The organism is Aureimonas glaciei (assembly GCF_014643375.1).
GTDB lineage: Bacteria > Pseudomonadota > Alphaproteobacteria > Rhizobiales > Rhizobiaceae > Plantimonas > Plantimonas glaciei.
Genome location: NZ_BMJJ01000004.1, coordinates 84,970 through 107,402 on the forward strand (window position 1 = coordinate 84,970; position 22,433 = coordinate 107,402).

Below are 22,433 nucleotides of genomic sequence, written 5' to 3' on the forward strand. Positions count from 1 at the left end.
GATGGACATCTACGGACAAAGCTTTTCCTCGCGACTGATGCTCGGGACCGCGCAATATCCTTCGCCCGCAATCCTCGCGGCGGCGTTCAAGGCCGCGGGGCCGGCGCTGGTCACCGTGTCGCTGCGCCGCGAGACGCTGGGCGGCCAGAGCGGCGTCGGGCAGGGCGGCTTCGGGCAGGCAGGCCAAAATTTCTGGCAGCTGGTCCGCGATCTCAGCGTCGCCATCCTGCCGAACACCGCCGGATGCCATTCGGTGAAGGAGGCCGTGGCGACCGCGCAAATGGCGCGCGAGGTCTTTGGCACGACGCTGATCAAGCTCGAGGTCATCGGCGAGGCCGATACGCTGCAGCCCGATCTCTTCGGTCTCGTCGAGGCGGCGGGCATTCTCGCCGCAGAAGGCTTCGAGGTCCTGCCCTACACGACGGAGGATCTCGTCGCGGCCGAGCGCCTGCTGCGGGCCGGCTGCCGCGTGCTGATGCCCTGGGGCGCGCCGATCGGCTCCGCCCGCGGCCTGAACAATGTCTACGGCCTGCGCTCGCTTCGCGCGCATTTTCCGGAGGTGACGATGATCGTCGATGCCGGACTCGGCGCGCCCTCGCATGCGGCAGCGGCCATGGAGCTCGGCTTCGACGGAGTTCTCCTCAATACGGCGGTGGCCGGCGCGGACGATCCCGCCGCCATGGCCCGCGCCTTTGCCCTCGCAGTCGAGGCGGGTCGCCTCGGCTTCGAGGCCGGGCTGATGGCGGCACGCGACATGGCGGCGCCCTCGACGCCGGTGTTCGGCCAGGCGGTGCTGGCGTGAGCGCGCCGCTCGACCCGTTCTACCTCATCGTCGACACGGCCGCCTGGATCGAGCGGCTGGTGCCGCTCGGCGTCAAACTGGTGCAGCTCAGGGCCAAGGATCTGCCGCGGGCGGAACTTCGGACCGAGATCCGCGCCGCCCGCGACATCTGCGCGGGGCAGGGCTGCCAACTCGTCGTCAACGATCACTGGAAGATGGCGATCGAGGAAGGCTGCGACTTCGTCCATCTCGGCCAGGAGGATCTGGCCGCGGCCGATCGCGGCGCGATCGAGCGGGCCGGGCTAAAACTCGGCCTGTCCACGCACGACGCGGCGGAATTGCAGACGGCGCTGGCCGCCCGGCCGGACTATGTCGCCCTCGGGCCGATCTGGCGGACCATCCTGAAGCAGATGCCCTGGGCGCCGCAGACGCCCGGGCGCCTCTGCGTTTGGCGGGCGCGGATCGGCGCGCTGCCGCTCGTCGCCATCGGTGGCGTGACGGTCGAGCGGCTGCCCGAGGTTTTTGCCGCGGGCGCCGACAGCGCCGCCGTCGTCACCGACATCACCCGGCATGCCGATCCCGAGGCGCGCTGCCGGCAGTGGCTGGCGGCGACGGCGGATCGCCGTGCCGCCCTCGGCGAAGGCCGGCCCGCGACCGCGGCGATGCCGGCGTGATGCCGGGCCGCTCGTCGACCATCCTCGCCATTGCCGGCTCCGATTCCAGCGGCGGCGCGGGCCTCGCCGCCGATCTCCTCGCCGCCGAGGCGCTCGGGGCAAAGCTCCGCTGGGCGGTCACCGCGGTGACGGCCCAGACCGACCAGTCCGTCGGCGCGGTGCACGATCTGCCCCCGGCGCTGGTGCGCCGGCAGATCGACATGGCGCTCGCCGACGGGGCCGTCCGCAGCGCCAAGCTCGGCATGCTCGGCAATGCCGCCTGCGTCGCGACCGTCGCCGACGCCCTGCGCGATTTCGCCGAGCGGCGTCCCGTCGTCATCGATCCCGTCCTGATGGCGAGCTCCGGCGCCGCGCTTCTCGACGAGGCCGGCGTCACCGCGCTGATCGAAAAGCTCCTGCCGATGGCGGCGCTGTTGACGCCGAACCTGCCCGAGCTCGAGCATCTGGCGCTGTGCCTCGGCGCCTCGCCGGGGGACTCGGTCGCCCGCCAGGCCGCCTTCGTCATGCGCGCCGGGGCCCGGGCCGTTCTCGTCAAGGGTGGTCACGCCGCCGGGCCTGAAGCGGCCGACCTTCTGTTCGAACGCCACCACCGCGCGCCGACGCGCTTTTCCTCCCCGCGCGTCGACGCCCGCCTGCGCGGCACCGGATGCCGCCTCGCCACGGCCATTGCGGTCCGTCTGGCGAAGGGAGATGACCTCGCGGCGGCCTGCGCTTTTGCCAAATCCTATCTTTTCCGCCTGCTGACGGCCGAAGCTGCGGAGCGCCCGGTCGAAGCGCTCCCCTGAGGCGCGTCCGTCGGGGAGGGCAACAGGCGGAAGATCCGTGGACGGCGGCGGAAAATCTGCGAACGAAAGACGCCATCGGCGGCGCAGCGCTTGTGCCTTGCCGTCCGATCGGGTTCACTCCGCGCCGGTCGACGGGGGGCGACTGCCGCTGAAGGTGCTGCCTCCGTTCTTGTCGAAAAACACGGGAGGAGAAGCCGATGGATCGGCGTACATTCATCACCAAGGCGGGCGTTGCCGCCGGCGGCGCGGCCGCGGCCAGCGTCTCGCTCGCGGCTCCAGCCCTGGCGCAGTCCAATCCAAAAATCCGCTGGCGCCTGACCTCGAGCTTCCCCAACACGCTCGACACCATCTATGGCGGCGCGCAGGTGCTGTCGAAGGCGGTCTCGGCGATGACCGACGGCCAGTTCACCGTCGACGTCTTCCCGGCCGGCGAGCTGGTCCCCGGCCTGCAGGCGCTCGACGCGGTGCAGAACGGCACGGTCGAGGCGGCGCACACGGTCGCCTACTACTATGTCGGCAAGGATCCGACCTTCGCCATTCCCTCGTCCATCCCCTTCGGCCTCAACGCCCGCCAGCAGAACGCCTGGCTCTACCACGGCGGCGGCAACGAGCTCGTCAACGAATTCCTCGGCAAGTACAACATCGTGGCCATGCCCGGCGGCAATACCGGTACCCAGATGGGCGGCTGGTTCCGCAAGGAGGTCAACAGCCTCGCCGATCTGAACGGCCTGAAGATGCGCATCGCCGGCCTGGCCGGCCGCGTCATGCAGCCGCTCGGCCTGGTGCCGCAGCAGCTCGCCGGCGGCGACATCTACCCCGCTCTGGAGCGCGGCACGATCGACGCGACCGAGTGGGTTGGCCCCTATGACGACGAGAAGCTCGGCTTCTACCAGGTGGCGAAGTTCTACTATTATCCCGCCTTCTGGGAAGCCGGTCCGAGCGTCCACTTCATGTTCGGCAAGGACAAGTACGAAGCGCTGCCGGAGGCCTACAAGGCGGTGCTCGATGCCGCCGCCAAGGCCGCCAACGTCAACATGCTGGCGCAGTACGACGTGAACAACATGCGCGCCATCCGCAGCCTCGTCGGCAAGGGCGTGCAACTCCGCTCGCTGCCGCGCGACGTCCTCGATGCGGCCTATGGCGAGGCGATGAAGCTCTATGCCAGCCTCTCGGCGGAAAATGCCGAGTGGAAGAAGATGTACGAGCCCTGGAACACCTTCCGCAGCCAGAGCTACGAGTGGTTCCGCGTGGCGGAATACACCAACGACTCCTACGCCTACGCCCAGCAGGCCGCCGGCAAGTAAGGTCATGCCGCTCCCCTTGCCCGGCTTCGGGTGAGGGGGACGGCTTCAGTGCATCCTCCCCGGCGCCGCGATCAGCTGCCGCTCGGGCTCGATCCTGCTCCGTGGCGGCGAAACCCGCACTGGAGGTCCCGACACCGGCATGCCACAAGGGGCGGTCGAGCATGAGGATCGGACCCTGGATGACGCAACGCATGCAGGATCTCGCCAGCGAGATCGTCCGCCTCCAGGGTGAACTCGACCGCGAGATCGAGGCCCGCCGCAAGTTCCTGGGTGTCCGGATCAGGGCCCGTCTAGTCGATTTCGAGCACGGCATCACGATGGAGCACCGACGCCTGCGGCGGGGCGTTGCCGGCTTCCTCGCCCGGTCCTCGATCGGCACCGTGCTCTCTGCGCCGGTCATCTATTCGCTGATCGTGCCGATGGTCCTGGTCGACCTCTGGGCCAACCTCTACCAGCAGGTCTGTTTCAGGGTCTACGGCATCCCCCGGGTCCAGCGCTCGGCCTATATCCTCCTGGACCGTCGGCACCTCGCCTATCTCAACGGGATCGAGAAGCTGAACTGTCTCTACTGCGGTTATTGCAATGGCGTGATCGGCTATGTCCGTGAGATTGGCAGCCGCACCGAGCAGTATTGGTGTCCGATCAAGCACGCTCTGCGCCTCGAGGATCCGCATCGGCGCTACTACGAATTCCTGGAATTCGGCGATGCCGGCGGCTACCGGGCACGGCTCGGGGAGTTCCGGGCGCGGCTGCAGGAGGCCGACAGCGCCGACGAGCCGCCTTTGCGGCCCTAGCCGGACGGGCAGGAGCCGGTTCGCGGACCCACGGCGGGACCCCGGCCTCTCCCGCATCCCGCCGGCTCTAGCCGGCGGAGCTTTTCACCCCTGATGGAAATCCGGCGCCGAGCGCCGAACGGTTCAACCCGGCGTCTGCCCGAAATTCGGCTGCGGGCTGGGCGCGCCGAAGTTGGGCGCAGGGGCGCCGAGGCTGGGCGCGGCCGGTGCTGCGGGGGCCGGCGCCGCCGGTGCGGGCGCAGGCGTGGTCGCGGGTGCGCCGAAGGTCGGTGCGGCCGGCGTCACGTCGGGCGCCGGCGCGGGTACGCCGAAGCTCGGTGCAGCCGGCGCCACGTCGGGGGCAGGCGCGCCGAAGCTCGGCGCGGGCGCTGCGGGGGCGGGTGCAGCCGGGGTACCGAAACTCGGCGCAGCCGGCGCCCCAAAACTCGGCGCTGGCGGCGCGCCGAAGCTCGGTGCGGGCGGTGCCCCGAAACTGGGAGCCGGCGTTGCACCGAAGCTCGGCGCCGCGCCCTGGCTCGGGGCTGCGCCATAGGGGTTCTGGCCCAGGCCCGGCATCGGCACGTTGAGCTGGATCGTCGAGGGATCGACCACCGCTTCCTTCTTCAGGAAATGCGTCACCGTGCCGGGGAAGGCGATGACGATCACGACCAGCACGAGCTGCAGGCAGACCCAGGGAATGGCGCCCCAGTAGATGTCCGAGCTCTTCACCGCGGCCGGCGCGATGCCGCGCAGGTAGAACAGCGCGAAGCCGAAGGGCGGGTGCATGAAGGAAGTCTGCATGTTCACGCAGATCAGCACGCCGAACCAGACGAGATCGATGCCGAGCGCATTGGCGACGGGCACCAGCAGCGGAATGATGATGAAGGCGATCTCGAAGAAGTCGAGGAAGAACGCCAGCAGGAAGATGAACACGTTGACGAAGATCAGGAAGCCGAGCACGCCGCCCGGCAGGTTCGTCAGCAGATGTTCGATCCACTTGCCGCCGTCCATGCCCTGGAAGACGAAGGAGAAGACGGTCGAGCCGACGAGGATGAAGATGATCATCGCCGTCAGCCGCGCGGTCGTCGCCATCGCCTGGCGCAGCAGCGTCCAGGACAGGCGGCCGTGCAGGGCGGCCAGCAGCATGGCGCCGCAGGCGCCCATGGCGCCGGCGACGGTCGGCGTGGTGATGCCTAGGATCATCGTGCCGAGGACGAGGAAGATCAGGAACAGCGAGGGCACCATGCCCTTGGCGACCTTCGCCGCCAGCGCCCAGCCGTGCACGGTGCGGGCCTCGGGCGGCAGAGGCGGCATCAGTTTCGGCCGGAAGATCGACAGCGCGAAGATGAACAGCAGGAACAGGAAGACCTGCAGCATGGCCGGGCCGATGGCGCCGGCATACATGTCGCCGACCGAGCGGCCGAGCTGGTCGGAAATGATGATCAGCACCAGCGAGGGCGGGATGACCTGGCTGATCGTGCCGGAGGCGGCGATGACGCCGGTAGCCACGCGCATGTTGTAGCCGTAGCGCATCATCACCGGCAGCGAGACGACGCCCATGGCGATGACGGAGGCGGCGACCGTGCCGGTGATGGCGCCGAGAATGGCGCCGACGATGACCACGGCATAGGCGAGGCCGCCGGGCAGGGGGCCGAACAGCTGACCGGAGCCCTCCAGCAGATCCTCGGCGAGGCCGCAGCGCTCGAGAATGGCGCCCATGAAGGTGAAGAAGGGAATGGCGAGCAAAAGCTCGTTCGACAGGATGCCGAAGAAGCGGGCCGGCAGGCCGTTCATGAAGACGAAGTCGAACTGGTCGATCGCCACGCCGATCAGGGCGAAGAAGATCCCGACGGCGCCGAGCGAGAAGGCAACGGGAAATCCGACCAGGAGAAACACGATCAGCCCGCCGAACATCAGCGGCGGCATTATTCCATATTCGAACATCGGTCTTCGCGTTCCGCCCAGGGCTTCAGTGGCTGGAGACCTGTTCGCGCCGCCTTCGCCAGGCGCCGCGCTCCAGCATTCTCGTTGGTCTCGTTATTGCGTCGGCTTGTCGTACTTCGTCTCGAGCTGGATCAGGCCCATCATGGCGGCGAAGCGCTTGATCAGCTCAGAAAGGCCCTGCAGCCACAGCAGCGAAAAGCCGAGCGGCAGCATGAGCTTGGCCGGCCAGAGGATGAGCCCGCCGGCATTGTTCGACATCTCGCCGGAGACGTAGGACTGCCAGAAGAACGGCCAGGACAGCCACAGGAAGAAGGTCAGCACCGGCATCATGAACACCAGGATGCCGAAGATATCGACCTTCAGGCGCGACCGGTCGCTGAGGGAGGAATAGATGATGTCGACCCGAACATGCCCGTTGAGCTTCAGCGTGTAGGACGCGCCGAGCATGACCACGGCCGCGAAGAGATACCACTGGATCTCGAGAAAACTGTTGGAGAAGTTGTTGATGATGCCGTCGGGGATCGGGTTCAGCCAGGTCGGAATACGGCTGACCAGCCAGAGGACGCCGGCATTCGCGGCGCTGATCAACACGGCGAACAGCACGCAGTAGTCGGCGATGACGGCAAAGCCGGCATTCATGCGGTCGATGGCGCGGCTGAGAAGAAGCAGAGGCTGCATGGGCGGCGGGACAGTTCGCTGGAAGGGGCCAGTCCGGCGGTCGCCGGCCAAGGCCAACGCTTTAGCCGTGCCGGACCCGCTTGACCAGCCTTGTCGCCGCCGTCCTGCCGCCGACCGTGGGCGGGCCCCCTGACAGGAAGAGCACCCGCCAGGATGGCGTGCCGGGTCCTAGGACAGGGCCGGGCGCCATCCCGCCGGCGTCAAAGCCGCGAGAACGCCGCCGGCACCGCCCGTGTCCGCCTCGGCCGGGCTCGCCGCCTCTTCCGTGGCGGGATCGGCGGGTGTCACCTCGACCTTGGCCCAGGTGTCGATCTGCGCCACGGCTTCGGCCAGAGTCGTCGCCGACATGTCCGCCCGCGTCGTCTTGACGAGGTCGAGCCGGTCGGCATCGACGAGCGGCAACGACCAGAAGCCGACGAGGATCGGCACGCTGGTGCGGCGCCGCAGCCGGCGGACGAGATAGCGGGCATGGACCAGGGATTCGGCGTTCATGAACGACAGGCAGATCATCTGCACGCCGTCCAGGTCGAGATGCGCGTAGTTCTCCGCCGAAAGATTTTCGAAGGAGACCGTCCGCGTCCCGATGGCGTCGTTCTCAAGCAGTTGCGCCAGCATTTCGGAGGCGACGTCGTCGAGATTGCCCCGTCCGCCGGCGCAGAGGATGGCGCCCTCTTCCCAGCCGGGGCGGGTGACGACGACCAGGGGCGCGACCGTCTCGGTCTCCTCCGCGACGATGCCGGCTTCGGCCGGCTCGCCATCGGGCTCTTCCTCGACCACCACGACGTCCTGATGGTCCGAGAGATTGTCGACAAGGGTTCGCGCCCCCGCGGCGACACGGGCCCGCCGCACCTCGTCGAGCACCCCGCGCGCCCGGTCCTGCTCGACCAGCGCCAGGGCCGGAAGCGCGACGACATCGTAGAAGTCCCGCAGGGAGTGTTCCTGTAAATAGTCCTCCGCCTTTTCCGTCGCCTCATAGGGATCGCCGGCCAGAAGCCGCTGGTAGATCTGCTCCTGCGGCGACAGCACCGGTTGGCTGCCCAGGAGCACGTGCAGGAATGAGAATTGCGGAACGTGCTCGCCGAGAACGACGAGACAGACCGTCAGCGGGGTGGACAGGAGCAGGCCGATCGGTCCCCAGAGCCAGGTCCAGAAGATCGCCGCGACGATGATCGCGACCGACGAAAGCCCCGTGCTGGCGCCATAGAGCCAGGGCTCGATGACGTTGTTGCTGATCAGCTCGATGCCGAGAAAGAGCGCGCCGGTCCACAGCAGCATGCTCCAGCCGGGATCGACAGCGACCGCGAGCGCCAGCGGAAACAGGGCAGCGATGAATGGCCCGATATAGGGAATGAAGCGCAGCACGATCGCCAGCATCCCCCAGAGCAGGGGATTGGGCACGCCGATGAGCCAGAGGCCGACGCCGATCGGAATGCCGTAGGTGGTGTTCACCACGAGCTGCATCAGCAGATAGCGCGCGACGCGCTTGCCGGCATCGCTCAGCGCCTGGGTGGTGCGGTGCAGGTCGCCGCCGCCGGCCAGTCGGATGAAGCGGTCGCGCAGGTCTTCCCGCTGCAGGAGGATGAAGATGACGAAGACGATCACCACGCCGCCGGTGGCCAAGGGCGAGATCAGCGGACCGACGATCGTCTGCAGCATCTCGAAGGGCGCGGGATCGGGTTGCTGGATCTGGACCGGGATGGGGCGGGGCGCCGCGGGCTCGTCTGCGTCGGGCGTTATCGCCTCTGTGCCAGCCGGCGTCTCGTCGGGTTCGTCCATTTCCTGGCTGAGCTTTTGCAGCATCTCCGAGGCGTGCTGGATAAGACCCCCGCCGGTGGCGTTGGCGCGCAGATCCCGGATCTTGGTCTGGATGTTGTACTGGTATTTCGGCAAGTTGCTGCCGAGCTGGGAAACCTGGCCGGCGACCACCGCGCCGAAACCCAGAATGGCGATGAAGGCCATGATGACGACGAAGATGACCGCCGGCGTGCGCGGCACGTGCATGCGCCGCAGGCGCGAGATGATCGGCGTCAGGGCAAAGCTCAGCAGGGTCGCCAGGGCCAGCGGCACAAAGATGTCGCGGCCGAAATAGAGCGCGGCGATGACCACGACGGTCACGGCCAGGCTCTGCAGTCCGGCGCCCTGCGGCAGGTCGGGAATGTCGTTGCGCGGCACTTCCGGCAGACGAGAAGGTGTTGGCATGGAAGTCCCCGTCGCAGCGAAATGCGCAGTGCTGCCAAAGCATTTTCGGTAGCTTTGTCTAACGACCCATGCGGGTGGAGGTTGCGCTTTCTCACGCAATCGGTTCGCGCACAGCAAACGAAAGCCGTCCTGTGGTATTTCCGCCCCAGCCCGCTTCACCGCCGCCGGTGAGGCGCCGTTATCGCAGCGTCAGCCAGACCGGCGCATGGTCGCTCGCGCCATCCTCGCCGCGGACGGATCGGTCGACACCGGCCTCTTTCAAGCGCGGCGCAAGGGCACGGCTAAGCAGCAGATGGTCGAGGCGCATTCCGTGGTCGTTCTCCCAACGTCGGCGCTGGTAGTCCCAGAAAGTGTACATCGGACGATCCGGGTGAAGCGTTCGCACGGCATCCGTCCATCCGTCGGCCAGGAGCCGCGCGAAGGCCTCCCGGCTCTCCGGCTGGATCAGCGCGTTTCCGATAAGGGACTTGGTGGCATAGATGTCGTGGTCTGTGGGCACGACATTGTAGTCGCCGGCCAGAATGACCGGCAGGCCGGCCGCCTGCAGCGTCGCGGCATGGTCGATCAGCCGCTCGAACCAGGCCAGCTTGTAGTCTAATTTCGGTCCCGGTTGCGGGTTGCCGTTCGGCAGGTAGAGCGAGGCCACCAGCACGCCCTGATAGGCAACCTCGATGTAGCGGCTCTGCTTGTCCTTGGGGTCGCCGGGAAGCGTGTCGTTGGTCACGATCGGCGGGGCATCGCGGCCGAGGATGGCGACGCCGTTCCACTGCCGCTCGCCCCGCCATGCCGCGTGATAGCCGGCCGCCGCCAGTTCGTCCTCGGGAAAGCGGTCCTGGACGGCCTTCAGTTCCTGCAGGCAGACGAGGTCGGGCTTGGCCGCCTCGAGCCAGGACAGGAGGTTCGGCAGACGCCGCACGACATTGTTGATGTTGTAGCTGGCGATCTTCACGCAGAATTGCTCCCTGAGTTCTTCAGGCGGGATGACGACTTCGTCGGGCGCCAGGTCACCGCTACCTAGGGCGGTGAACGGCCAGGGAAAAACGGTGCCGAGGCGAGCGGGCCTGTCAGACAGGGCTTCGAGGGCCGGTAGCGGATCGCCTCGGCTGATCAACCTTGCGTCGGTCGGCAGCAAGGGGGCAGCGCGGGCCTGGAGTGTGGCTTTACCCGGGCGCTCGGTGTCGCACGCGGGGCTTTGCGTTTCCTCTACCTATGGCGGTAGGTGAAAAGGCAAAGCCGGCCTTGAAGGGTGATTCGCCTTGGAGTTTTCCGACCAGTTCGAGCCGCCGCATCTGATGGAAAGCCGCTACCGCCTCCTCGTCGAGGCCGTGACGGACTACGCCATCTACATGCTCAATCCGGACGGCATCATCGCCAGCTGGAATGCTGGCGCTCAGCGCTTCAAGGGTTATGCCGACTACGAGATTCTCGGCGAGCACTTCTCGCGCTTCTATCTGCCGGAGGAAAGGGCGGCGGGCGTGCCCGAACGCTCGATGGAGACGGCCGCGGCCGTCGGCCGCTTCGAAGCCGAGGGTTGGCGCGTGCGAAAGGACGGCGGGCGCTTCTGGGCCCATGTCGTCATTGATGCGATCCGTTCGCCCTCCGGAGAACTCCTGGGCTTTGCCAAGATCACGCGCGATCTCTCCGAGCGCAAGGTCGCCGAGGAGGCGCTGAAACGCAGCGAGCAGCAGTTTCGCCTGCTGGTGCAGGGTGTCGTCGACTACGGCATCTACATGCTCGATCCCTTCGGCCGCGTGACCAGCTGGAACGTTGGGGCCGAGCGCATCGAGGGCTATGCGCCGGAAGAGATCATCGGCGAGCATTTCTCCCGTTTCTACACGGCCGAGGACCGCGCGGCCGGGCTCCCTACAAGGTCGTTGCAGATCGCGACGCGCGAGGGGCGCTACGAAGGCGAGGGTTGGCGCCAGCGCAAGGATGCGACCTGTTTCTGGTCGAGTGTCGTGATCGACGTGATCCGCAGCGAGCGCGGGGATCTCATCGGTTTCGCCAAGGTGACGCGGGACATCACCGCGCAGCGCGATTCCGCCAATGCGCTGGCCAATGCCCGCGAGGTCGCTTTCCAGGCCCAGAAGATGGAACTGATCGGCCAATTGACGGGCGGGATCGCGCACGACTTCAACAATCTCCTGACCGCCATCCTGGGCAGCCTGGAACTCCTGAAACTGCGGCTGCCGCTCGATCCGCGCAGCCGGCCGCTCATCGACAACGCCATTCTGGGAGCGGAGCGCGGTGCGATGCTGACGCAACGGATGCTGGCCTTTGCCCGAAAACAGCCTCTCGAACCCAAGCCGGTCGAGCTGTCGGTGCTCGTGACCGAGATGGCCGACCTCCTGACCCGCTCGCTGGGTCCGTCGGACGTTCTGGAATACGACATGGCCGAGGGGCTCGACCCGATCTTCGCCGATCCCAACCAGATCGAGCTGGCGCTGCTCAACCTCACCATGAACGCCGCCGATGCCAGCCAGGGGCGGGCACCCATCACCGTCGCCGCGCGGGCCGAAGAAGTGGGGCCGGGCCACGTCACCGCGCTGCCGCCGGGATCCTATGTCTGCCTCTCGGTGACAGACAGGGGAGAGGGCATGGACGCGGAGACGCTGGGCCGCGTCCGAGAACCCTTCTTCACCACCAAGCAGGTCGGCAAGGGAACCGGGCTCGGACTGTCGATGGTCGACGGGCTGACGGAGCAATCGGGCGGCCGGCTGGTCATCAGGAGCGTCAAGGGAGAGGGAACGACGGCCGAGATCTGGCTGCCAACCCTTCCGCGTTCGGCGGCGGTGCCCGCGGAGCCACCGCCTTCGCCGCCGCTTCCTGCGGGAGGACGCCGGCTCGTCGTCCTCGCCGTCGACGACGACGCCTTGGTGCTGATGAACACCGTCGCTTTGCTCGAGGAGCTCGGTCACACGGTCTTCGAGGCCTATTCCGGTCAGCAGGCGCTGGAGATCCTGCGGCGGGAGAGTCAGATCGAGCTCCTGATCACCGATCATGCCATGCCGCAAATGACCGGTTCCGAGCTCGCCGAAAAGGTCATGGCCGAGCGCCCAAGCCTCCCCATCGTGCTGGCGACCGGCTACATCGAGCTTCCGCCGGGCGCCAATCAGGCCCTGCCGCTTCTCTCCAAGCCCTTCCGCCAGAAGGACCTCGCGCGTCTGATCGACCAGGTGATGTCGGCCTGACGCGGCGGCTCTTTCCGAGGGGTTGTGCTGCGGGTCGCCTGCGCGGAAGGGGGCAGGGAAATATCCGAATATGAGGCAAGACCGGCCGTCGCATCAGACACCTGGCGCCAGCGCGAAAGCGAAGGGCTGGGCAGGGTGGAATGCAGAACGAGCTTTGGGGTCCCACGTTCGAGAATGCTGACCACAAAGCCCGCCTAGGCCTTCAATCCGAACCTAGCTTGCCAGCGCAAGCCTTCCGTATCGGCTGATCTCTTCCTGCATGCTGGAGATCAGGCTCTCCAATGCCGGGTTCCGCGCCTTCTTCGCACGCCGCACGACGTAGGCGAGCGGGGGCGGCTCGGGCAGGCGAACTTCGACGATTTCCATATCCGGACGCAGATGGCGTTCGTTCAACAGAGCAATGCCCAATCCCGCTTCAACCGCGGCGACGATGCCCGCAGCACTCGTGCATTCGAAGACGGTCTCGAGATTCGTGTCTCCATCCTGTCCGACGTCGAGCGCCCAGTGTCGATAGAAGCAGTCCTCGTCGAACGACAGGAACGGGATCGGCCCGGATGGACCGAGCGCCAGGCTGCGTGACTTGACCCAATGCAGGCTCTCGCGGAACAGCACCACGTCAGTCGGCCGAACCTCGTGCGCGAACACCTGAACGATGGCGACGTCCAACTCGCCATGCTCCAGCATTGTTCGAAGGGCCAAGCTCATTCGGACCTTCGTGCGCACGGCCACGCCAGGGTGAAGTCGACGGAAGCGTCCAAGGATGCGCGCCAGGTCCGAGCAGGTCGTGTCCTCCGTCAGGCCGAGCATGATGCGCCCCTCCAGCTCCGATTTGGCCAAGCTGGCGAGAGCCTCGTCGTGCAGTCCAAGGATTCTCTCGGCGTAGTCCAGAAGGGAACATCCGTCGGCGGTGAACATCGCACCGCCCGGCCTTCGGTTTAGCAGCTCGCACCCCAGGCTGGCCTCCATCCTCTTCAGCTTGTGGCTCACTGCCGACTGAGTGAGCCCGAGGGCGTCTGCCGCCCGCGTCACCCCGCCATGCAGCCTGATCGCCCGGAGCGCGCGCAGTGCATCGATATCCAACCGCCTGCTGGTGATCTCCATCTCGCTGCTCCCAGCTGTAACCAATGCGGGCACTTTGCCCAATCCAACCCTGAAGACCAGACTTTCATGACAGATTTTCAAGGTTTGTCATAGCACGATCGATTTTTGTCATGTGCTCAGCGGCGGCGTTTTGCCTACGAGACGGGGATATTCGTAACCGGGCATCCCATGACCACGTCTTTTCCCGCCACAGTGAACACCACGCGGCATCGCTTCCTGTTTCCCGCCTTGGCGACCCTGCTGATCATCGGTTGGAGTTCCGGCTTCGTCGGGATCCGCTACGCCAGCGAAGAAGCCAGTGTTGCGGTCCTGCTGTTCTGGAGAACCCTGCTGTCAGGGATCATCCTCCTTCCGTTCGCGCTCGCTTTCGGGCCGAAGATGCAACTGCGCGCCGTCGTTTCCCAGATGGGGTTCGGCGTCATGGCCGTGTTCATCTACCTCGGTGGGTTCGCGCTGGCGATCGAGCAGCACGTCCCGACCGGGCTGGTCGCGCTGATGTCCGATCTCGTCCCGCTGGTCATCGCAGCCATGTCCCAACCCCTTCTGGGGGAGCGCCTGACGGGTCGGCAATGGGTGGGAACCGCCGTCGCGGTTGGGGGCGTGCTGATCGTTTCTTTCGACAGCCTCAGCTTCGGCACCGCTCCTTTGTGGGCGTATGGGGTGACCATCGGCTCCATGATCGTGTTCGCCCTCGCCTCGGTCCTCCGCAGCGGACGCGGGTCCCTGAACATGCCCGTGCATCAGAGCCTGTGCATTCACAGTCTGACGGGCGCCGCGCTGTTCGGAATCTGGGGGTTGGCCGCAGGCGGGCTGGAACCGCCGATCACCCGGGAGTTCGCAATCGGCATGGCATGGCTCGTGCTCATCGCCACGTTCGCCGCCTACTCGGTCTACTACACTATGCTGCGCCTGTTTCCCGTGGCGAAGGTCAGTGCCGCCATCTATCTCAGCCCGCCCGTCACCATGCTCTGGGCTTGGATGCTGTTCTCCGAGCCGTTGACTCCGGCGATGTTCCTGGGGCTCGCCGTCACCCTTGCAGGAGTCTGGTTAACCTCGAAGAGCTGAATTCTCGGTTGAGCGATCGTGGGACAATGTCTGCTTCGAGCAGGCCATTCGCAGCGTGTGAACGGCGTGGTTGGGTCGAAAGCCGTCTCACCGTCGTCGGCCTCTGCTAGGTGACGCCGGCGATGTCGACCAGGACGAGGCAGCCCGTGCCGCTGATGTCGACCATGTCCTCGCCCTCGACCGCGATCAGGTCCGCCGGGCCGACGGAGATGCCCTTGCAGTCGAACGTGCCGGAGACGACGTAGCCGTAGGTGAGATCGGCGCACTGGTGGCGGACGCCGTTGCGGTGAACCGACAGGTGCGCCGAGGCGAGGCCGCGGCCGGTCATCACGTTGAAATCGCGCGAGGGACCGCGGACCGCGATGGCCGCCACCGCGGCATCACCGGAAAAAGCGACCGGCACCAGGGGCAGGACGGTGGCGGATTGGCCGTCGAGCGACAGGTCGAAGCCGGCCCCCTCGATCAGCAGCAGTTGCCGGTCGACACCCGGCAGGGCCGAGAACGGTCCGGGCTCGACGACGTCCGCCACCGACAGTCGGTAGACGAGGCGGCCGTCGGCGTGGTCGCGGCGCGCCAGCTCCACCGTCGTGCCGCGGCCGTTGGCCCAGGGCATGCGCCTGTGCTCGGCCGGTCCGGTGACGGTGATCGCCATGGTCAGTCGCCCCCGAGCATCGGCAGGTTCAGGCCTTTTTCGCGGGCGCAGTCGATGGCGATGTCGTAGCCGGCATCGGCATGGCGCATCACGCCGGTCGCCGGATCGTTGTGCAGGACGCGGGCGAGACGCCGGTCGGCATCCTCGGAGCCGTCGCAGACGATGACCATGCCGGAATGCTGCGAAAAACCCATGCCGACGCCGCCGCCATGATGCAGCGACACCCAGGTCGCACCCGAGGCGGTGTTGAGGAGGGCGTTCAGGAGCGGCCAGTCGGAGACGGCGTCCGAGCCGTCGCGCATGGATTCCGTTTCGCGGTTGGGCGAGGCGACCGAGCCGGAGTCGAGGTGATCGCGGCCGATGACGATCGGCGCCTTCAGCTCGCCCTTGCGCACCATCTCGTTGAAGGCGAGGCCGAGCTTGGCGCGGTCGCCGAGGCCCACCCAGCAGATGCGCGCCGGCAGGCCCTGGAAGGCAATGCGCTCGCGCGCCATGTCGAGCCAGCGGTGGAGGTGGTGGTTGTCGGCCAGGATCTCCTTCACCTTGGCGTCGGTCTTGTAGATGTCCTCCGGATCGCCCGACAGCGCCACCCAGCGGAAAGGGCCGACGCCGCGGCAGAACAGCGGCCGGATATAGGCCGGGACGAAGCCGGGGAAGTCGAAGGCGTCGAGGACGCCCATTTCCTTCGCCATCTGGCGGATGTTGTTGCCGTAGTCGAGCGTCGGGACGCCTTGCGCGTGGAATTCCAGCATGGCGCGCACATGCACGGCCATGGATTCCTTCGCCGCCTTCACCACGGCCTCCGGTTCGGTGCGCGAGCGCTCGCGGTATTCGGCCCAGGTCCAGCCGATCGGCAGGTAGCCGTTCAGCGGATCGTGCGCCGAGGTCTGGTCGGTGACCATGTCGGGCCTCACGCCGCGCCGCACGAGCTCGGGCAGGATTTCCGCGGCATTGCCGAGGAGGGCGACGGACAGCGCCTTCTTCTCGGCGCAGGCCTCGGTGACGAGGCGCAGGGCGTCGTCGAGATCTTTTGCCTGCACGTCCACGTATTTCGTGCGCAGGCGGAAATCGATGCCCTCCTGGCGGCATTCGATGGTGAGCGACGCCGCGCCGGCAAAGCTCGCCGCCAGCGGCTGGGCGCCACCCATGCCGCCGAGGCCGGCGGTGAGGATCCAGCGGCCGGCGAGCGAGCCGCCATAATGCTGGCGGCCGGCCTCGACAAAGGTTTCGTAGGTGCCCTGCACGATGCCCTGGCTGCCGATGTAGATCCAGGATCCCGCGGTCATCTGGCCGTACATCATCAGCCCCTCTCGATCGAGGGCGTTGAAATGCTCCCAGGTCGCCCAGTGCGGCACGAGGTTGGAATTGGCGATGAGGACGCGCGGCGCGTCGGCATGGGTGCGGAAGATCCCGACCGGCTTGCCGGACTGGACGAGCAGCGTCTCGTCGGCCTCCAGCGACTTCAGCGAGGCGACGATGCGGTCGAAACTCTCCCAGTCGCGTGCGGCCCGGCCGATGCCACCGTAAACGACGAGTTCCTTCGGGTTCTCGGCAACATCGGGATCGAGATTGTTCATCAGCATGCGCAGGGGCGCTTCGGTCAGCCAGCTCTTGGCGGAGATCTCGGTGCCGCGCGGGGCCCGGATCTCGACGTCGCGGTAGCGGGTATTGCTCTTCATGGGGGCTATCCTGTCTAGCTTGTATAGACAAGCTAGGATCAATCTTCCCGCTCTGTCAATCTATCGCACGCGGGGTCGACGCCTGTGCTCCGCGGCCATCGCCGTTCACTGCGGCTGGTGGCGTCCTTGCAGCTTGTACCGTCCGCCGGGGATGAGCAAGCGCACCGAGGTGACGACGCGGTCGAAGGCCAGCGTCCGCCGGCGCATCAGAAGGCAAGGGTCGGCGCGGCCGATCGACAGGAGGCGCGCTTCCCAGCTGGCGGGCAGCGTCGCCTCGATCTCGTGCTCGGCCTCGGTCCAGGCGACGAGGGCGGTGAGAAAGCCGTTCGGCGTCACCTTGGTAAAATCCTGGTCGATATAGGTCGGCGCGATCGCCGCATTGACGTGGCGGTCCTCGAGCTGCACCGGAATGTCGTTCTCGTGGTGGACGATGATCGAGTGGAAGGCCGGGTCGCCAACGGCGATGCCGAGCTCCTCGGCCACCTCCGGCGAGGCTTTGACGGCGTCGAGCAAGGTCACCACCGCCCGGTGGACATGCCCCCGCGCGGCGATTTCCTCGGCGATGTTCTTTACCTCGAACATGCTCGACTGGCCCTTGCCCTCGGCGACGAAGGTGCCGAGGCCCTGGATGCGCACCAGCACGCCCTCGGCCGCCAGCTCCCGCAGTGCCCGGTTCACCGTCATCCGGCTGACGCCGAGGGCGGCGACCAGCTCGTTCTCCGAGGCGATGCGGTCGCGCGGCTGCCACTCGCCCGAGCGGATGCGGGCGGTGATCGCCTGCTTGACCTCGGCATAGAGCGGCGCCTGGCCGGTGCGGGCGAGACGGGGGCGGTCCTGGCTCATGCCTCAATTCCGGTCAATGTTGCACTGCGCCAAACAATCGAGCAAAATTCGCTTGCGCCGGACGGCGGGCCGGATAGACTGCTTGTATATGTAAGCTGATGGTCTTCGCATGTCTCCTGTCTACCCTGCTTCGCTGTTTGCCGAAAGAGCGCTCCTCGCGGAGGGCTGGGCCACCCACGTGCGCCTCGACATCGGCGCCGACGGGCGGATCGCCGCCATCACGGCCGGCGCCAGCCCCGCGGGTGCCGAAAAGGTAGCCGGGCCGCTCGTCCCGGCCATGCCGAACCTGCACAGCCATGCCTTCCAGTATGCCATGGCCGGACAGGCCGAGGTGGCCGGCAGTACGGCCGACAGTTTCTGGACCTGGCGCGACACCATGTATCGCATCGCCGGCCGGCTCTCGCCGGAGGATGCCGGCGCCGTCGCGGCAAAGCTCTATGTCGAGATGCTGAAGGGCGGCTACGGCGCGGTCGGCGAGTTCCACTATCTCCACCACGCGCCGAGCGGCGTCGCCTATGACGATCCGGCCGAGATGTCGCTGCGCATCGCCGATGCGGCGCGCCGCGCCGGCATCGGGCTGACGCTGCTGCCGGTCTTCTACGCCCATGCCGATTTCGGCGGCGCGCCGCCGCATGCAGGCCAGGCGCGGTTCATCCATTCGCCGGACGCTTTCCTGGCCCTGCTCGAGCGCTTGCGCGCCGAACTGGGTGGGGCGGCGACGCTGGGTCTCGCCTTCCACTCGCTGCGCGCCGCGACGCCGGACGAGATCCGCGCGATCCTGGGTTCTGGCCTGGCTGCGGGGCCGATTCACATCCACGTCGCCGAGCAGACCGCCGAGGTCGAGGCCTGCCTCGCCTGGAGCGGAAAGCGCCCGGTGCGCTTTCTGCTCGACGAGATGGGGGCGGGCGAGGGCTGGTGCCTGATCCATGCGACGCACATGGATGCCGGCGAGGTCCAAGACCTCGCCACCTCGGGTGCCGTCGTCGGCCTCTGCCCGGAGACCGAGGCCAATCTCGGCGACGGCATTTTCCCCGCCGAGGCCTATCTCGGCCAGGGCGGCGCCTTCGGCATCGGCTCGGACAGCCAGGTTTCCACCTCCGTCGCCGAGGAGCTGCGCATGCTCGAAGTCGGCCAGCGGCTGCAGGCGCGGCGGCGCAACGTGCTTGCCGGCGGCGCCGACCGCTCGACCGGCCGGCGGCTGTTCGACGCGGCGCTGGACGGCGGCGTCGCGGCGCTCGGGCCCGCGTCCGGCGGGCGCATCGCGGTCGGCGCTCCCGCCAGCTTCACCGTGCTCGACGGCGACGACGCCTTCATCGCCACCTCGAAAGGCGACCTTGTGCTCGATCGCTGGATCTTCGCCCGCGGCACCAACGTCGTGCGCGACGTCATGGTCGGCGGGCGCTGGGTGATCCGCGACCGGCACCACGCCGACGAAGAGGCGATCGACCGCGCCTTCCGCGCCGCCCTCGGCCGGCTCGCCGCCGCATGACACAGCGCCTTTCCCTTCATCCCCGCCTGCAACTCCCAAGGAGACTGCCGATGTCCAGCCTTTCCCGCCTCCGGGCTTCCGTCCTCGCCAGCCTTGCCGCCGTCTCCTTCCTCGCCGGCCCCGCCGCCGCCAAGGAGTGGAAGACGGTGACGATCACCCTCGAGGGCGCCTATGCCCCGTGGAACCTGACCAATCCCGACGGCACGCTCGGCGGCTTCGAGCCGGAGCTCGCCGCCTATCTCTGCGAGCACATGAAGGTCGAGTGCAAGCTCGTCGCCAGCGACTGGGATTCGATGATCACCAGCCTCAACGCCGGCAAGTTCGACGTCATCATGGACGCCATGTCGATCACCGAGGAACGCCAGAAGATCATCGACTTCTCGGTCCCCTACGCCCACACCCACGCCGCCTTCGCGACGCTGAACGACAGCGACCTCGCCGGCGTCGAAGGCACCGGCACGGTGGTGAAGATGCTGCCGGACTATTCTGGCGCCGACGCCCAGATCGAGGCCATGCGCAAGGCCTTCGAGGGCAAGACCATCGGCATCCAGGCGGCGACCGTCTATGCCAAGTTTATCTATGACAAGTTCGGCGACATCGCCACGGTGCGCGAGTTCAAGACCGGCGCCAAGCGCGATCTCGACCTCGAGAGCGGCCGCATCGATCTCGCCTTCGACGACGCGGTCTATCTCAAGGCCGCCTTCGAAAAGGCCGGCGCTCCGATGGGCTTCACCGGTCCCGAGATCGGCGGCACCATTTTCGGCATCGGCGAGGGCCTCGGCCTGCGCAAGGCGGACACCGACCTGAAGGCCATGTTCGACAAGGCGATCGAGGCGGCGCTCGCCGACGGCACCGTGGCGACGCTGAGCCAGAAGTGGTTCAAGACCGACGTCACGCCGTAAGCGTCTGACAGGGCAGGGTGGCTGGGCCTTCGGCGCGGCCGCCCGTTTCCATTCTTCCCGCAACCGGCTTTCGGCAGGAGAGGGCGCGGCGTGTCGATCCTCACGATTCTAGGCTTCGGGCCGACCGGCTGGGGCGGGCTGCTTCTCGTCGCGCTGTTGACGACGCTGGCGGTGACGCTCGTCTCGCTCGTGATCGGCGCCGTCATCGGCACCGCGCTGGCGGCGGCGAAACTGTCGGGCTCGCGCCTCCTGCGCCTTCTCGGCGGCACCTATTCCACGGTGTTCCGCGGCGTGCCGGAGCTTCTCGTCATCTATCTCGTCTATTTCGGCGGCTCTTCTGCCGTCACCGCCATCGGCGGGGCCTTCGGCTATGAGGGCTTTCTCGGCCTGCCCTCGTTCCTGGCCGGCGCGCTCGCCGTCGGGCTGATCTCGGGCGCCTATCAGGGCGAGGTCTATCGCGGCGCCTTCCTCGCCATCGTGCCGGGCGAGATCGAGGCTGCCAGGGCGATCGGCATGAACAAGGCGATGCGCCTGCGCCGCATCCTGGTGCCGCAGGTGCTGCGCTTCGCGCTGCCGGGCCTTGGCAATGTCTGGCAGCTCTCCCTCAAGGATTCTGCCCTCGTCTCGGTCACCGGCCTTGCCGAGATCATGCGTACCAGCCAGGTCGCGGCCGGCTCGACGCGGCAGTATTTCCTGTTCTACATCGTCGGCGGCGTGCTGTTTCTCCTCCTCACCAGCGTCTCCGGCCAGATTTTTGAGGCGGCCGAGAAGCGCACCGGGCGCAGCCTCGCCGCCGGCATCGGCCGGAACTAGAGATGGACATTCCCTTCCTCCTCTCGACCCTGCAGACGCTTCTCGCGGCGCTGCCGACGACCCTGGCGCTGTTCTTCTCCTCGATCTCCCTCGGCTTTCTTCTCGCCCTCGGCCTCGTCTGGATGCGCGTCGGGCAGAACCGCTTCCTGCGCGGCTTTGCCCGCTCCTACATCTTCGTCTTCCGCGGCTCGCCGCTCCTGATCCAGATGTTCCTCGTCTATTACGGCCTCGGCCAGTTCGGCGTGATGCGGCAGAGTTTCGTCTGGCCTGTGCTGCGCGAGCCCTTCGCCTGCGCCGTGCTGTCGCTGGCGCTGTGCACGGCCGGCTACACCGCCGAGATCTTTCGCTCGGGGCTGCGCGCGGTGTCGCCGCGCGAAGTGGAAGCGGCGAGGGCGATCGGGATGTCCGGGCAGCTTTTGGTCCGCCGGATCATCGCGCCGATCGCGTTCCGTCATGCGCTGCCGGCCTATTCGACCGAGATCGTGCTGATGGTGAAGTCGACGGCGCTGGCGAGCCTCGTCACCGTTTCGGAAGTCACCGGCGTCGCGCAGCGGCTGATCTCGCAGACCTACCGGACGATGGAAGTGTTCCTCTGCGCCGCGCTGATCTACCTCGCGCTGAATTTTATCCTGCTGCAGCTCGTCGCGCTCCTGGAGCGCCGGCTTTCGGCGCACCGCCGCGGCCCGCCCTCACCGGGGCTTCCGTCTCTGCCCGTCCCGGAGGCCGGCCCCGCATGATCGTTCCGCCCCTCGTTTCCAGCGCTCTTTCCAGGGAGCCGACATGACCCGTCCGCTGCGCCTCTCCGTCCAGGGCATCCGCAAATCCTTCGGCGGCCTCGAAGTGCTGAAGGGCATCTCGCTCGACGCCAGGGATGGCGACGTCATCTCCATCCTCGGCGCCAGTGGCTCGGGCAAGTCGACCTTCCTGCGCTGCATCAACTTGCTCGAGACGCCCGACGCCGGCACCGTCACCGTCGACGGCGAGACGATCGAGATGACGGTGAAACGCGGTCACGCCGTGGCGCGCAGCCAGGCCCAGGTCGATCGCATCCGCTCCGAGCTCGGCATGGTCTTCCAGTCCTTCAATCTCTGGTCTCATATGACCATCCTCGACAATGTCATCGAAGGCCCGATGCGCGTCTTGAAGCGGCCGCGGGCGGAATGCGTCGCCGAGGCCGAGGCGCTGCTGGAAAAGGTCGGTATATCCGACAAGCGCGGTCATTTTCCCGCCCATCTCTCCGGCGGCCAGCAGCAGCGCGCGGCGATCGCCCGGGCGCTGGCGATGCGGCCGAAGGTGATGCTCTTCGACGAGCCGACCTCGGCGCTCGATCCCGAACTCGTCGGTGAGGTGCTGCGCGTCATGCGCGCGCTGGCCGAGGAGGGCATGACCATGCTGGTGGTGACGCACGAGATGAGCTTTGCCCGCGACGTCTCCAACCGCGTCGTCTTCCTCGACAAGGGCCTCGTGGCGCAGGAGGGCGTGCCGGCCGAGATGTTCGGCGCCGGCGCCGAGCCGCGCTTCCGGCAGTTCATCGGGCATTTCGGCGCATGACCAGCAGGC

The 22,433-nt window shown here is 67.3% G+C and carries 19 protein-coding genes and 1 pseudogene; 12 read left to right on the plus strand and 8 right to left on the minus strand.

Going from position 1 to position 22,433, the window contains the following annotated elements:
- The first annotated feature begins 1 nt into the window (after position 1).
- From IEX88_RS26820 to IEX88_RS09750, 5 genes are all read left to right on the plus strand, one after another.
- Positions 2-802: a thiazole synthase gene (locus tag IEX88_RS26820; protein WP_244640017.1), complete on the plus strand. Its 801-nt coding sequence runs from the start codon at positions 2-4 to the stop codon at positions 800-802.
- Positions 799-1,455: a thiamine phosphate synthase gene (locus IEX88_RS26825; RefSeq protein ID WP_244640018.1), complete on the plus strand. Its 657-nt coding sequence runs from the start codon at positions 799-801 to the stop codon at positions 1,453-1,455. Before IEX88_RS26820 ends, IEX88_RS26825 begins: the two co-directional genes overlap by 4 nt.
- On the plus strand, positions 1,455-2,240 hold the full coding sequence (gene thiD / locus IEX88_RS09740) for a bifunctional hydroxymethylpyrimidine kinase/phosphomethylpyrimidine kinase (RefSeq protein ID WP_188850422.1): 786 nt from the start codon (positions 1,455-1,457) through the stop codon (positions 2,238-2,240). The genes IEX88_RS26825 and thiD overlap by 1 nt, the downstream gene beginning before the upstream one ends.
- Positions 2,241-2,437: 197 nt before the next feature.
- Positions 2,438-3,544: a TRAP transporter substrate-binding protein gene (locus tag IEX88_RS09745; RefSeq protein ID WP_188850423.1), complete on the plus strand. Its 1,107-nt coding sequence runs from the start codon at positions 2,438-2,440 to the stop codon at positions 3,542-3,544.
- Positions 3,545-3,723: 179 nt separating this feature from the next.
- Complete coding sequence (locus IEX88_RS09750) at positions 3,724-4,338, plus strand: hypothetical protein (protein ID WP_188850424.1); 615 nt, start codon at positions 3,724-3,726, stop codon at positions 4,336-4,338.
- Positions 4,339-4,758: 420 nt separating this feature from the next.
- Here IEX88_RS09750 and IEX88_RS09755 read toward each other — a convergent pair.
- The 4 genes and pseudogenes from IEX88_RS09755 to IEX88_RS09770 form a co-directional block, all read right to left on the minus strand.
- Positions 4,759-6,261, minus strand: a pseudogene (locus IEX88_RS09755) (TRAP transporter large permease); the annotation flags it as partial.
- A gap of 93 nt (positions 6,262-6,354) precedes the next feature.
- Positions 6,355-6,939: a TRAP transporter small permease subunit gene (locus IEX88_RS09760; protein WP_188850425.1), complete on the minus strand. Its 585-nt coding sequence runs from the start codon at positions 6,937-6,939 to the stop codon at positions 6,355-6,357.
- Between the two features lie 168 nt (positions 6,940-7,107).
- Complete coding sequence (locus IEX88_RS09765) at positions 7,108-9,138, minus strand: AI-2E family transporter (protein ID WP_188850426.1); 2,031 nt, start codon at positions 9,136-9,138, stop codon at positions 7,108-7,110.
- Between the two features lie 178 nt (positions 9,139-9,316).
- Positions 9,317-10,087: an exodeoxyribonuclease III gene (locus IEX88_RS09770; protein WP_188850427.1), complete on the minus strand. Its 771-nt coding sequence runs from the start codon at positions 10,085-10,087 to the stop codon at positions 9,317-9,319.
- Between the two features lie 307 nt (positions 10,088-10,394).
- Here IEX88_RS09770 and IEX88_RS09775 point away from each other — a divergent pair, with 307 nt between their 5' ends.
- The gene (locus IEX88_RS09775; protein WP_444542185.1) at positions 10,395-12,329 is read left to right on the plus strand and encodes a hybrid sensor histidine kinase/response regulator; all 1,935 of its coding nucleotides are present in this window, start codon (positions 10,395-10,397) and stop codon (positions 12,327-12,329) included.
- A 213-nt stretch (positions 12,330-12,542) separates the two neighbouring features.
- On the opposite strand, the gene IEX88_RS09780 is transcribed toward IEX88_RS09775, so the two are convergent.
- Positions 12,543-13,430, minus strand: coding sequence for a LysR family transcriptional regulator (locus IEX88_RS09780; protein ID WP_188850428.1), 888 nt, complete (start codon positions 13,428-13,430; stop codon positions 12,543-12,545).
- A gap of 168 nt (positions 13,431-13,598) precedes the next feature.
- Here IEX88_RS09780 and IEX88_RS09785 point away from each other — a divergent pair, with 168 nt between their 5' ends.
- On the plus strand, positions 13,599-14,495 hold the full coding sequence (locus IEX88_RS09785; RefSeq protein WP_188850429.1) for a DMT family transporter: 897 nt from the start codon (positions 13,599-13,601) through the stop codon (positions 14,493-14,495).
- 106 nt (positions 14,496-14,601) lie between these two features.
- On the opposite strand, the gene IEX88_RS09790 is transcribed toward IEX88_RS09785, so the two are convergent.
- The 3 genes from IEX88_RS09790 to hutC all read right to left on the minus strand — a co-directional run bounded on the left by IEX88_RS09790 (position 14,602) and on the right by hutC (position 17,669).
- Positions 14,602-15,147 (minus strand): HutD/Ves family protein, encoded by a 546-nt coding sequence (locus IEX88_RS09790; RefSeq protein ID WP_188850430.1) that lies wholly within the window; start codon positions 15,145-15,147, stop codon positions 14,602-14,604.
- Between the two features lie 2 nt (positions 15,148-15,149).
- Entirely contained in the window at positions 15,150-16,826 is a 1,677-nt protein-coding gene (gene hutU, locus IEX88_RS09795) for a urocanate hydratase (RefSeq protein ID WP_188850431.1), read from the minus strand.
- Between the two features lie 105 nt (positions 16,827-16,931).
- The gene (gene hutC, locus IEX88_RS09800; protein WP_188850432.1) at positions 16,932-17,669 is read right to left on the minus strand and encodes a histidine utilization transcriptional repressor HutC; all 738 of its coding nucleotides are present in this window, start codon (positions 17,667-17,669) and stop codon (positions 16,932-16,934) included.
- 109 nt (positions 17,670-17,778) lie between these two features.
- On the opposite strand from hutC, the gene hutF reads away from it, so the two are divergent.
- The 5 genes from hutF to IEX88_RS09825 all read left to right on the plus strand — a co-directional run bounded on the left by hutF (position 17,779) and on the right by IEX88_RS09825 (position 22,424).
- A complete protein-coding gene (gene hutF, locus IEX88_RS09805; RefSeq protein WP_188850433.1) occupies positions 17,779-19,158 on the plus strand; it encodes a formimidoylglutamate deiminase in 1,380 nt (459 codons plus the stop codon).
- Positions 19,159-19,208: 50 nt separating this feature from the next.
- Complete coding sequence (locus tag IEX88_RS09810; protein WP_188850434.1) at positions 19,209-20,060, plus strand: transporter substrate-binding domain-containing protein; 852 nt, start codon at positions 19,209-19,211, stop codon at positions 20,058-20,060.
- A 90-nt stretch (positions 20,061-20,150) separates the two neighbouring features.
- Positions 20,151-20,873, plus strand: a complete 723-nt coding sequence (locus IEX88_RS09815; protein WP_188850435.1) for an ABC transporter permease — start codon at positions 20,151-20,153, stop codon at positions 20,871-20,873.
- Between the two features lie 2 nt (positions 20,874-20,875).
- Entirely contained in the window at positions 20,876-21,610 is a 735-nt protein-coding gene (locus IEX88_RS09820; protein ID WP_188850436.1) for an ABC transporter permease, read from the plus strand.
- A 43-nt stretch (positions 21,611-21,653) separates the two neighbouring features.
- Entirely contained in the window at positions 21,654-22,424 is a 771-nt protein-coding gene (locus tag IEX88_RS09825) for an ABC transporter ATP-binding protein (RefSeq protein ID WP_188850437.1), read from the plus strand.
- Positions 22,425-22,433: the final 9 nt, after the last annotated feature.